Source organism: Lysinibacillus sp. 54212 (assembly GCF_036662795.1).
GTDB lineage: Bacteria > Bacillota > Bacilli > Bacillales_A > Planococcaceae > Lysinibacillus_B.
Genome location: NZ_JBAFWZ010000012.1, coordinates 49,058 through 61,253 on the forward strand (window position 1 = coordinate 49,058; position 12,196 = coordinate 61,253).

14 protein-coding genes and 1 other annotated feature are annotated in these 12,196 nt (G+C 40.1%); all 14 genes read left to right on the plus strand.

The features are described 5' to 3' along the window. Window positions 1-89: 89 nt before the first annotated feature. The 14 genes from cysS to rpoB all read left to right on the plus strand — a co-directional run bounded on the left by cysS (window position 90) and on the right by rpoB (window position 12,178). Complete coding sequence (gene cysS, locus V4T18_RS10325) at window positions 90-1,490, plus strand: cysteine--tRNA ligase (RefSeq protein WP_332649128.1); 1,401 nt, start codon at window positions 90-92, stop codon at window positions 1,488-1,490. A 4-nt stretch (window positions 1,491-1,494) separates the two neighbouring features. Next, a complete protein-coding gene (locus V4T18_RS10330) occupies window positions 1,495-1,911 on the plus strand; it encodes a Mini-ribonuclease 3 (RefSeq protein WP_332649129.1) in 417 nt (138 codons plus the stop codon). Continuing rightward, window positions 1,912-2,670 carry a 23S rRNA (guanosine(2251)-2'-O)-methyltransferase RlmB gene (gene rlmB / locus V4T18_RS10335; RefSeq protein ID WP_332649130.1) on the plus strand — a complete coding sequence of 253 codons (759 nt, stop codon included), beginning with the start codon at window positions 1,912-1,914 and terminating at the stop codon, window positions 2,668-2,670. A gap of 6 nt (window positions 2,671-2,676) precedes the next feature. Next, window positions 2,677-3,189 carry an NYN domain-containing protein gene (locus V4T18_RS10340; protein ID WP_332649131.1) on the plus strand — a complete coding sequence of 171 codons (513 nt, stop codon included), beginning with the start codon at window positions 2,677-2,679 and terminating at the stop codon, window positions 3,187-3,189. 70 nt (window positions 3,190-3,259) lie between these two features. Then, window positions 3,260-3,907 (plus strand): RNA polymerase sporulation sigma factor SigH, encoded by a 648-nt coding sequence (gene sigH, locus V4T18_RS10345; RefSeq protein WP_332649132.1) that lies wholly within the window; start codon window positions 3,260-3,262, stop codon window positions 3,905-3,907. A gap of 79 nt (window positions 3,908-3,986) precedes the next feature. Then, window positions 3,987-4,133, plus strand: a complete 147-nt coding sequence (gene rpmG / locus V4T18_RS10350; RefSeq protein ID WP_332649133.1) for a 50S ribosomal protein L33 — start codon at window positions 3,987-3,989, stop codon at window positions 4,131-4,133. Between the two features lie 41 nt (window positions 4,134-4,174). Then, window positions 4,175-4,360: a preprotein translocase subunit SecE gene (gene secE / locus V4T18_RS10355; protein ID WP_332649134.1), complete on the plus strand. Its 186-nt coding sequence runs from the start codon at window positions 4,175-4,177 to the stop codon at window positions 4,358-4,360. Window positions 4,361-4,484: 124 nt separating this feature from the next. Continuing rightward, the gene (gene nusG / locus V4T18_RS10360) at window positions 4,485-5,024 is read left to right on the plus strand and encodes a transcription termination/antitermination protein NusG (protein WP_332649135.1); all 540 of its coding nucleotides are present in this window, start codon (window positions 4,485-4,487) and stop codon (window positions 5,022-5,024) included. 193 nt (window positions 5,025-5,217) lie between these two features. Continuing rightward, window positions 5,218-5,643: a 50S ribosomal protein L11 gene (gene rplK, locus V4T18_RS10365; protein ID WP_042478596.1), complete on the plus strand. Its 426-nt coding sequence runs from the start codon at window positions 5,218-5,220 to the stop codon at window positions 5,641-5,643. A gap of 125 nt (window positions 5,644-5,768) precedes the next feature. Next, a complete protein-coding gene (gene rplA / locus V4T18_RS10370; RefSeq protein ID WP_332649136.1) occupies window positions 5,769-6,467 on the plus strand; it encodes a 50S ribosomal protein L1 in 699 nt (232 codons plus the stop codon). 54 nt (window positions 6,468-6,521) lie between these two features. Next, window positions 6,522-6,665: a sequence feature (ribosomal protein L10 leader region), on the plus strand. Window positions 6,666-6,700: 35 nt separating this feature from the next. After that, a complete protein-coding gene (rplJ, locus tag V4T18_RS10375) occupies window positions 6,701-7,201 on the plus strand; it encodes a 50S ribosomal protein L10 (protein ID WP_332649137.1) in 501 nt (166 codons plus the stop codon). Window positions 7,202-7,277: 76 nt separating this feature from the next. Then, the gene (gene rplL, locus V4T18_RS10380; RefSeq protein ID WP_332649138.1) at window positions 7,278-7,640 is read left to right on the plus strand and encodes a 50S ribosomal protein L7/L12; all 363 of its coding nucleotides are present in this window, start codon (window positions 7,278-7,280) and stop codon (window positions 7,638-7,640) included. 130 nt (window positions 7,641-7,770) lie between these two features. Then, window positions 7,771-8,370, plus strand: coding sequence for a class I SAM-dependent methyltransferase (locus tag V4T18_RS10385; protein WP_332649139.1), 600 nt, complete (start codon window positions 7,771-7,773; stop codon window positions 8,368-8,370). Between the two features lie 244 nt (window positions 8,371-8,614). Next, window positions 8,615-12,178: a DNA-directed RNA polymerase subunit beta gene (rpoB, locus tag V4T18_RS10390; protein WP_332649140.1), complete on the plus strand. Its 3,564-nt coding sequence runs from the start codon at window positions 8,615-8,617 to the stop codon at window positions 12,176-12,178. Window positions 12,179-12,196 lie beyond the last annotated feature (18 nt).

Below are 12,196 nucleotides of genomic sequence, written 5' to 3' on the forward strand. Positions count from 1 at the left end.
TTTTTTTGTTGGAAAAGTATGAATAGTTTTCTTGGCAATTTCGTTTAAATGTAAAAATAATGGCATAATGATAAAAGGAGTAATGAAATATGAGTATTCAAATATTTAACTCGTTAACAAGACAAAAAGAAGCATTTGTCCCTTTAGAAGAGGGAAAAGTAAAAATGTATGTATGTGGACCAACTGTTTACAACTACATTCATATCGGTAACTCACGTCCGGTCATTGTGTACGATACAGTACGTCGTTATTTTCAGTATGTTGGCTATGAAGTGAAATTTGTATCAAATTTTACAGATGTAGATGACAAAATTATTAAAGTGGCTAATGAATTAGGTGAGGAAGTATTTGACGTAACAGAGCGCTTTATCGCAGCGTATTTCGATGATATTACGGCATTAGGGTGCAAAAAAGCAGATGTTCATCCTCGTGTAACAGATCATATGGATGATATTGTCGAATTTATTGGTGTGCTTATTGAGAAAGGGTTTGCATACGAATCCCAGGGAGATGTGTATTATCGTACACGTAAATTTGAAGGCTATGGCAAGCTAAGTCACCAATCAATTGACGATTTAAAAGTCGGTGCCCGTATTGAAGCAGGTGAGAAAAAGGAAGATCCGCTCGATTTTGCCCTATGGAAGGCAGCAAAACCGGGAGAAATCTTCTGGGAGAGTCCTTGGGGTAATGGTCGACCAGGCTGGCATATTGAGTGTTCTGTAATGGCACGCGAGCATTTAGGTGATACAATTGATATTCATGCTGGTGGGCAGGATTTAACGTTCCCACACCATGAAAATGAAATTGCGCAATCTGAAGCACATACAAATAAAACATTTGCGCGTTATTGGATGCATAACGGGTATATTAATATCGATAATGAAAAAATGTCCAAATCACTGGGGAATTTTGTGCTAGTAAACGATATTCGTAAACAAATCGATCCTCAAGTCCTACGCTTCTTTATGCTATCTGTTCATTATCGCCACCCGATTAACTTTGCACAGGATTTAGTTCAATCGGCACAAGCGGGTCTAGAGCGATTGCGAACAGCCTATGGGAATGTACAGCATCGCTTAAATACAACGGCGGGGCTTGGTGAGGCTAGCGATGAATGGTTAGCTAAAATTGCAGAAGTAAAGGTTCAATTTGAAGAAGCAATGAATGATGACTTCAATACTGCCAATGCAATCTCTGCCCTATTTGAGCTGGCACGTATTGCGAACACATATCTCAATGAGAGTAATACAGAAGAGGGTGTACTTCAAGAGATTATTGAAACCTTTGATACAATAGGAAAGGTCCTTGGAATTGCCTTTTCTGTTGAAGAGGAATTATTGGATGAGGAGATCGAGGCATTAATCGAAGAGCGTAATGCGGCACGAAAAAACCGTGATTTTGCACGCTCTGATGAAATTCGAGACAGTTTACTGAGCATGAATATCGTTTTGGAAGATACTCGTCAAGGTACGCGCTGGAAACGAGGATAATCTAATGGCAAAACTTCGTATCGAAGACGTAAAGCAATTAAACGCCCTAGCCCTAGCTTACATGGGGGATGCTGTTCTTGAACAAAAGGTTCGCGAGCATCTCCTGTTATCGGGGCGTGTTAAACCGAATACATTACATCGCGAAGCAACGAAATATGTATCGGCGAAGGCGCAATCTATGATCATGCACCGTTTCATGGATGAGGATTTTTTAACAGAAGAAGAGTTGGCTGTATTTCGACGTGGACGTAACGCGAAATCAGGAACAGTACCGAAAAATACAGATGTACAAACATATCGCAATAGCTCAGGCTTTGAAGCGGTATTAGGTAGTCTTTATTTATCCGGCCAATTAGACAGAGTATATACAATAATAGATTATGCAATAGAAATAATCGAACAGTCGAAAGGAGTGTCATAAATGGCGGACCAACAGCACAATGGAGAAATGATCGCAGGAAAAAATCCGGTATTAGAAGCGCTTCGTTCAGGCCGTGAAATGAATAAACTATGGATTGCAGAAGGAGTTAAAAAGGCGGGAATTAATGAATTATTAGATTTAGCCCGCGAGCGTGGTGTACTCGTGCAATTCGTACCAAAGAAAAAGGTGGATCAGCTCTCAGATGCTAATCATCAAGGGATTGTCGCTTCTGTTGCTGCATATCAATATGCAGAGCTGGACGATATATTCGCTGCGGCAAAAGCGAAAAATGAAGATCCGTTTTTCCTCGTGTTAGATGAATTAGAGGATCCTCATAATTTAGGCTCAATTATGCGAACAGCAGATGCGATTGGTGTACATGGTATAATTATTCCAAAGCGTCGCGCGGTAGGCTTAACAGCTGTTGTAGCAAAGGCTTCAACGGGAGCTATAGAGCATGTACCGGTTGTGCGAGTAACAAATCTAGCGCAAACGGTCGACGAACTAAAGGACCGTGGTGTTTGGATTGCGGGTACAGACGCGAAAGGTTCAGCTGATTATCGGAAAATGGATGCTACACTGCCACTGGCTATTATCATCGGCAGTGAAGGAAAAGGGATGAGTCGTCTTCTCAAGGATAAATGCGATTTCCTTTATCATCTACCAATGGTCGGTCATGTCACTTCGTTAAATGCCTCGGTTGCTGCTGCACTGTTAATGTATGAAGTGTATCGCAAGCGCCAAGAAATGAATGGCTAAAATAACATGCAAAATATTTTGCTTGTAGATGGCTACAATATGATTGGTGCCTGGGCTGAGCTAAGGCCGCTTCGTGACCAAAACTTCGAGGATGCCCGAGACAGGTTAATCGAGCTTATGGCTGAATATAAAGCCGCGATGGGGTGGCGTGTAATTGTCGTATTTGATGCACATTTAGTTCCAGGCACGGAACAATTGTACGTTCAACATGCAGTAGAAGTTATTTATACTCGAAAAAATGAAACTGCAGATGAACGAATCGAAAAATTAACGAATGAATTAAGAGGGAGAAAGATACAAATTCATGTAGCTACCTCCGATATGACTGAACAAAGCGTAGTATTTGGACAAGGCGCGTTACGAAAGTCAGCAAAAGAACTCGAAATTGAAATGAAAATTATTCAAGCCAAAATATCGTCAAAAGTCAAATCGGCTCGAAGTGAAAAGCCTGCATCACGCATTCCGCTCACGAAAGATGTTGAGTTAATGTTTGAAAAATGGAGAAGAGGGTTAAAATAGATTGTTGACCGTTATTTTCCAATTACATTATACTATTCCTAAGAATTGTGGCATAACTGAGGTGAGGACATTGCTTAAAAGCGAGAAATTACAAGTTATACAGCATTTTGAAAGATATTCAGATGAAGAGCTTGTTGAACAGGTTCATTTAGGCAATGTAGATGCGTTAGATTATTTAATTACGAAATACCGCTTGTTTGTCAAAGCGAAGGCACGCTCGTATTTTTTAATAGGGGCAGATAAGGAAGATATTATCCAAGAAGGAATGATCGGTTTATATAAGGCCATTCGTGACTTCAAATGGGACAAGCTCGCTTCTTTTCGGGCGTTTGCCGAGCTTTGCATTACACGTCAAATCATTACGGCTATCAAAACGGCTACTCGTCAAAAACATATTCCGCTAAATTCATATGTTTCACTCGACAAACCAATCTATGATGAGGAATCTGAGCGCACATTGATGGATGTCATTATTAGTCCTCTATCAGATGACCCTGAAAATTTAATGATTAATAGAGAAGAGTATAGTCGTTTAGAGGGAAAAATGAGTGAAGTGTTGAGTGAGCTGGAACAGCAAGTTTTAGCACTGTATTTAGAGGGGCGATCCTATAACGAGATTTCGGAGTTATTAAATCGTCATGTGAAGTCTATTGATAACGCCCTGCAGCGTGTAAAGAGAAAACTAGAACGGCATTTAGAAATTGGCGAAATGCCGTAGTAGCGGTGGTACGCTTGTTGACAGTATGAATATTAGGTGTTAGTCTTGAAAAGACAAAATGCCGAAATAGGTGATTTTAATGGCAAAGAAAGTCGTTTTAAGCTGTGAAAAATGCGGCTCGAGAAACTATACAGTACCAGCAAAATCGGGTGCTACAGTTCGTCTAGAGTTAAAGAAGTTTTGTTCGCATTGTAATGAGCATACTATGCATAAGCAAACGTTATAGATTAAAAATTGAGAATCGATTCTTTCGGAGGTTAGGCTAGAATGAGCAAGATTACAAACTTTTTTAGCGAAGTCGGCTCAGAAATGCGTAAAACAAGCTGGCCGAAAAGTAAAGAGTTAACGAAGTATACATTTGTAGTAGTAGTAACCGTAATTCTCTTTGCACTTTACTTTTTAGTAGTAGACTTAGGTATTTCAGAGGCACTTCGTTGGTTCCTAGAACTATAAAACGTAATAGCATATTTGTGAAATAGCCCGTAAACGCCCAACAACGGGTTTTTTCATTTGTTTAATAAAATGTATTGTAAACATTAGTGAATAAAGGAGGGACGGACGAGTAGTCCAAAGAGCTATGGAGAAAAATTGGTATGTAGTTCATACGTATTCAGGTTATGAAAACCGCGTAAAAGCAAACCTAGAAAAACGTGTAGAAACGATGGGGATGCAAGATAAAATCTTCCGTGTAATCGTCCCTGAACAAGAGGAAATCGATGTAAAAGAGGACGGAAAAAAACGTACAGTAATGCGTAAAGTATTCCCTGGGTATGTTTTAGTAGAATTAATTATGACAGATGATTCTTGGTATGTAGTACGTAATACACCAGGGGTAACAGGGTTCATCGGTTCGTCAGGTGGCGGTGCGAAACCAACACCATTACTTCCTGAAGAAGCAGATCGTCTGCTTGCTCAAATGGGTATGAATGAGCGCGCGATTGGTGAAATAGCTGTAACAGTAGGTGAAGTGGTAGAGGTGCTTGAAGGGCCGTTTGCACACTTCCAAGGTAAAGTGGAAGAGATCGATATCGAAAAAGGTAAAATTAAAGTTAGTGTCGATATGTTTGGTCGAGAAACGAAGATGGAACTTGACTTCGAGCAGATTCGAAAAATATAGATTCTATTGTAATAATTTTTTGTACTTGCGTATAAAGCTTAAAGGTGTTATCATTTCATAGTCAGACTGTCAAAAAATTTCAGTCTGTCTATGATAATTTATTTTTAATGTTATCGGATTCAAGCCGACAGACAGATATTGAGTGGGAGGGGCAACCCAATTACCACATCACGGACTTAAGGAGGTGTGTCTCGTGGCTAAAAAAGTTATTAAAGTTGTAAAACTTCAAATTCCTGCTGGTAAAGCTAATCCAGCTCCACCGGTTGGTCCTGCACTAGGTCAAGCAGGTGTTAACATCATGGGATTCTGTAAGGAATTCAACGCTCGTACTGCTGATCAAGCTGGTCTAATCATTCCGGTTGAGATTTCAGTATTCGAAGATCGTTCATTCACTTTTATTACGAAAACTCCACCGGCTGCAGTTCTACTTAAAGTAGCTGCTGGTATCCAATCTGGATCTGGTGAACCAAACCGTAAAAAAGTTGCAACGGTTAAACGTGATAAAGTTCGCGAAATCGCTGAACAAAAAATGCCTGACCTTAACGCTGCTTCAGTTGAAGCTGCTATGTTAATGGTTGAAGGTACTGCACGAAGCATGGGTATTGTTATCGAAGACTAATCCCATCTTCAAGACTTGATGATGCATTTGTTTTTGGAAGGTTGCTGCGCTCTTTTTAGAGCTGCGCAACCTTTATTCGTGGGAGGTTCATTCCGCTATAACCACAATCAAGGAGGAAATTAACAATGGCTAAAAAAGGTAAAAAACTTCAAGAGGCGGTTAAGTTAGTAGACCGCGCTAAATTATATGAAGCAGCAGAAGCAATCGCTCTTGCTCAAAAAACAAGCACAGTAAACTTCGATGCAACTGTAGAAGTAGCTTTCAAATTAGGAATCGATACTCGTAAAAACGACCAACAAATCCGTGGTGCAGTAGTGCTTCCAAACGGTACTGGTAAAACTCAACGTGTATTAGTTTTCGCTAAAGGTGAAAAACTTAAAGAAGCAGAAGCTGCTGGTGCTGACTATGTTGGCGATGCAGAGTACATCCAAAAGATCCAACAAGGTTGGTTCGACTTCGATGTAATCGTTGCAACTCCAGATATGATGGGTGAAGTTGGTAAACTTGGTCGTGTATTAGGACCTAAAGGTTTAATGCCAAACCCTAAAACTGGTACAGTTACTTTTGACGTAACAAAAGCTATCGAAGAAATCAAAGCTGGTAAAGTAGAATACCGTGCTGACAAAGCTGGTATCATCCACGCTCCAATCGGTAAAGTTTCTTTCGAGACAGAAAAATTAGTAGAAAACTTCTTAACAGTATTCGATGTAGTGCAAAAAGCTAAACCTGCTGCAGCGAAAGGTACTTACATGAAGTCTGTAAATATTACAACTACAATGGGCCCAGCTGTTAAAGTTGACGCTTCTGCTGTTGTTGTTAAATAATATTAATTAATTCAGTTGACAACACTCCGCTTACTTGGTAAGATGGTTGCTGTTGTGAATCATCCATTTGTACCGTAGACAGTAGGAGTGACTTGTCACTTAATGATCCTACCGAGGACATCGGAATTCGGATTCTTTTTAAGATGATGACTTTCAGCCTCTATGTCTACTTGATATAGAGGCTTTTCTTTTGTCGGTATAAATGACTCATTCTAATAGGAGGTGTCATCAAGATGAGCAAAGCAATTGAAACTAAACAAGTTCAAGTACAAGAAATCGCTGATAAATTCTCTGCTGCTGCATCTGTAGTAGTAGTTGACTACCGCGGTTTAAACGTTGCTCAAGTTACAGAATTACGTAAACAACTTCGTGAAGCTGGTGTTGAGTTCAAAGTTTATAAAAACACTTTAACTCGTCGTGCAGCTGAAATCGCTGGTGTTGAAGCTATCAACGAATTCTTAACTGGTCCAAATGCTGTTGCGTTCTCAAATGAAGACGTAGTAGCTCCAGCAAAAATTATTAACGAATTCGCTAAGAAAAACGAAGCGTTAGAAATTAAAGCTGGTATCATCGAAGGTACTTTTGCATCTGTTGAAGACGTTAAAGCTCTTGCAGAACTTCCATCACGCGAAGGTCTACTATCTATGCTTTTATCTGTACTTCAAGCTCCAGTGCGCAACTTCGCACTTGCAACAAAAGCTGTTGCAGAACAAAAAGAAGAGCAAGGCGCATAATTTTCGCCCCAAAACTTCACCAAACGGCTTAGCGGCCTAAAAACAATAAAATAACATTCCATAGGAGGAAATTAAAATGAACAAAGAGCAAATCTTAGAAGCTATCAAAGCTATGACAGTTCTTGAGTTAAACGATTTAGTAAAAGCAATCGAAGAAGAATTCGGTGTAACAGCAGCTGCTCCTGTAGCTGTAGTTGCTGGTGGTGCTGCAGGCGCTGCTGAAGAAAAAACTGAGTTTGACGTAGTATTAGCATCTGCTGGTGCAGAAAAAATCAAAGTAATCAAAGTGGTACGCGAAATCACTGGTCTTGGCTTAAAAGAAGCTAAAGAAGTAGTAGATAACGCTCCTAAAGCTCTTAAAGAAGGCGCTTCTAAAGATGAGGCTGAAGAAATCAAAGCTAAACTTGAAGAAGTTGGCGCAACTGTAGAAGTTAAGTAATTTTACTGACTCTATAAATACGGAAAGCTCGTCAATATGACGGGCTTTTCTTCTTTATAAGAGGTTTTAAATTTGGATTTCAGTAGCACAATGACAATGTGATCACCCATATAGATTGGAGGCGTGTATTATGTCTGAACATTATTATTCAAATAAGCCTCAAACGGAAAGTAAACCACGCCAATGGAAATTTACTTTACTCGGATCCTCTTTTTTATTCGAAACGGATGCAGGAGTATTTAGTAAAAGCGAAGTAGATTTTGGATCCCGTGTATTAATCGATGCTTTTGAAATGCCAAAAGTAGAAGGTGATATACTTGATGTGGGCTGCGGCTACGGACCGATTGGGTTATCGATTGCTAAAGCAAATCAGGAGCGTTTTGTGCACATGGTAGATATTAATACACGTGCTATTGCGCTTGCTGTGAAAAATGCGCAAGTAAACGGGGTTCAAAATGTACGTATTTTTGAAAGTGATGGGCTTGCTGCTGTAGGAGATATAAAAGCTGCTGCAATTTTGACGAACCCACCAATCCGTGCTGGTAAAGAAACGATTTTTAAATTCTATGATGATTCGTTTGGAAAGCTAGTAGAAGGTGGCGAACTATGGGTTGTCATTCAAAAAAAGCAAGGTGCACCATCGACGGTAAGTCATTTAGAGGAAAAGTTTTCAGAGGTTGATGTTGTTGAAAAGAAAAAAGGGTATTGGATTATCCGTGCAAGAAAATAACTAACCTTCTGTGAAAAGATTGACTTGACAAATTGAGTATGATAACATAATAAAATGCAAAATTATTATTTTGAAGAAGTGTGCCCTTTTGTATTAAAAAGTAGGTTTTAAGGGTAGACTGCTCAAAAATAAGTTTAGTTTAACCGAAAATGAGATCAAACCTGCGTCTCGTTTTCTTTTTGTCTTTCGAAATCATACACTATTTGGATGATTTTGCAAAGACCTATTATCGCTTTATTGAGGGGTGAATGAGTTGACAGGTCAACTAGTTCAGTACGGACAACACCGCCAGCGTAGAAGTTTTGCGCGTATTAATGAGGTGCTAGAGCTTCCGAATTTAATTGAGATTCAAACAGCATCTTATGAGTGGTTCCTTGAAGAAGGATTGCGCGAAATGTTCCACGACATTTCTCCAATCGAAGATTTTACAGGTAATCTTTCACTTGAGTTCGTCGACTATACATTAGGTGATCCTAAATATGATGTCGATGAGTGTAAAGAACGTGACGTAACTTATGCTGCGCCATTACGCGTAAAAGTGCGTTTACACAACAAAGAAACAGATGAAGTAAAAGAGCAAGATGTATTTATGGGTGATTTCCCATTAATGACAGAAACAGGTACGTTTATTATTAACGGTGCCGAGCGCGTTATCGTTTCACAGTTAGTTCGTTCTCCAAGTGTTTACTTCCATGATAAAACGGACAAAAACGGCAAAAAAGGCTTCGGTGCTACAGTTATTCCAAACCGTGGTGCTTGGCTTGAGTATGAAACAGATGCAAAGGATGTTGTATATGTACGTATCGATCGTACACGTAAACTACCAGTAACTGTTCTTTTACGTGCCTTAGGTTTTGGTTCCGATCAAGAAATCATCGATATTATCGGTGACAATGAGTATTTACGTAATACGCTTGAAAAGGATAATACAGAAAGCACTGAAAAAGCGCTTCTAGAAATCTACGAGCGTTTACGTCCAGGCGAGCCGCCGACAGTTGAAAGTGCGAAAAGCTTATTATATTCACGTTTCTTCGATGCAAAACGCTATGATTTAGCGAATGTAGGTCGTTATAAAATGAATAAAAAGCTGCACATTAAAAATCGTTTATTCAACCAAACGATTGCAGAAACTTTAGCGGATCCTGAAACAGGCGAAATTTTAGTTGAAAAAGGTGCGTTAATCGACCGCCGTACACTTGATAAATTAATCCCTTATTTAGAGAAAGGTATTGGTTTCCGTACTTTATCTCAAGTAGGTGGTGTACTTGAGGACGATATTACAATTCAATCAATTAAAATCTATGCACCAAATGACGAAGCGCAAAAAGAAATCAATGTAATTTCTAATGCGTATATTGACGAAGAAGTGAAAAATATTACACCAGCTGATGTACTATCTTCTGTATCATACTTCTTCAATCTGTTATATGGTGTTGGGAATACGGATGATATCGACCATTTAGGTAATCGTCGTTTACGTTCTGTTGGTGAGCTTCTGCAAAACCAATTCCGTATCGGTTTATCTCGTATGGAGCGTGTAGTACGTGAGCGTATGTCTATTAACGACACAGCTGCCATCGTACCACAGCAGTTAATTAATATCCGTCCGGTTATTGCGTCAATTAAAGAGTTCTTTGGTAGCTCACAGTTATCGCAGTTCATGGACCAAACAAACCCGTTAGCGGAATTAACGCATAAGCGTCGTCTATCTGCATTAGGACCAGGTGGTTTAACACGTGAGCGTGCTGGTATGGAAGTACGTGACGTTCACTATTCTCACTACGGTCGTATGTGTCCGATCGAAACGCCTGAGGGACCGAACATCGGGCTAATTAACTCACTTTCATCGTTTGCCAAAGTAAACAAATTTGGCTTCATTGAAACGCCATATCGTCGAGTTGATCCTGAAACGAGTCAAGTAACAGAGCAAATCGATTACTTAACTGCTGACGAAGAAGATAACTATGTAGTAGCGCAAGCGAACTCAGTGTTAAATGAAGACCGTTCATTTGCTAATGAAGAGGTTGTAGGTCGTTTCCGAGGCGACAACACAGTATTCAAGCGTGAAGTAATTGACTACATGGACGTATCTCCGAAGCAAGTCGTATCAGCTGCAACAGCATGTATTCCGTTCCTAGAAAATGATGACTCTAACCGTGCATTAATGGGAGCAAACATGCAACGTCAAGCGGTTCCATTATTAAATCCTGAAGCACCATTTGTAGGTACAGGTATGGAGCACGTTGACGCCCGTGATTCTGGTGCTGCAGTCGTTGCGAAGTTTGATGGTATTGTTGAGCATGTTGAAGCGCGTTCAATCCACGTCCGTCGTATCGAAGTAGTAGATGGTAAAGAGGTTAAAGGCGATTTAACGAAATATAAATTACAAAAGTTTATTCGTTCAAACCAAGGTACTTCATATAACCAACGTCCAATCGTAAAAGTTGGCGATCGTGTAAAACCACGTGATATTTTAGCTGATGGTCCTTCTATGGAGAGCGGCGAATTAGCACTTGGTCGAAACGTACTTGTTGCGTTCATGACATGGGACGGCTTCAACTACGAGGATGCAGTTATTATGAGTGAGCGCCTTGTAAAAGACGATGTATATACTTCTGTTCATATTGAAGAATATGAATCTGAGTCTCGTGATACAAAGTTAGGACCTGAAGAAATTACGCGTGACATTCCAAACGTAGGGGAAGATGCGCTTCGTAACTTAGACGAACGCGGAATCATCCGTATCGGTGCGGAAGTACGTGACGGTGATATCTTAGTCGGTAAAGTAACGCCAAAAGGGGTTACAGAATTAACAGCTGAAGAACGTTTATTACATGCAATCTTTGGTGAGAAGGCACGTGAAGTACGTGATACTTCATTACGCGTTCCACACGGTGCAGGTGGTATCGTTCTCGATGTAAAAGTATTCAACCGTGAAGATGGCGATGAATTACCACCAGGTGTTAACCAATTAGTTCGTGCTTACATTGTTCAAAAACGTAAAATCCGCGTTGGGGACAAAATGGCCGGACGACATGGTAACAAAGGGGTTATCTCGCGTATCTTACCAGAAGAAGATATGCCATATATGCCAGATGGCACACCAGTTGACATTATGTTAAACCCACTTGGGGTACCTTCTCGTATGAACATCGGACAAGTTTTAGAGCTTCACTTAGGTATGGCTGCTCGTTATTTAGGCGAGTACATGGCTACACCAGTATTTGATGGCGCAAACGAAGAAGATGTTTGGGATACAATGGAAGAATCTGGTATGAACCGTGATGGTAAGACAATTCTTTATGATGGACGTTCAGGTGAGCCATTTGATAACCGTGTATCTGTTGGTGTCATGTATATGATTAAACTTGCTCACATGGTTGATGATAAGCTTCATGCACGTTCAACTGGACCATACTCATTAGTAACGCAACAACCGCTTGGTGGTAAAGCACAATTCGGTGGTCAGCGCTTCGGTGAGATGGAGGTATGGGCACTTGAAGCCTATGGTGCTGCTTATACACTTCAAGAGATTTTAACTGTAAAATCCGATGATGTTGTAGGTCGTGTGAAAACATACGAAGCCATCGTAAAAGGTGAAAGTGTTCCAGAACCAGGTGTTCCAGAATCATTCAAAGTATTAATTAAAGAGCTTCAGTCTTTAGGTATGGATGTTAAAATGCTGACGATTAATGATGAAGAAGTAGAGCTTCGTGATCTTGATGAAGAAGAAGATCTTCAACCAGCAGATGCATTAAACATTGCACCAGTTAACTCAGAAGAAGACGCAGTAGAGTCTTTTGAGTAACCTTTGAAACGAAAACGG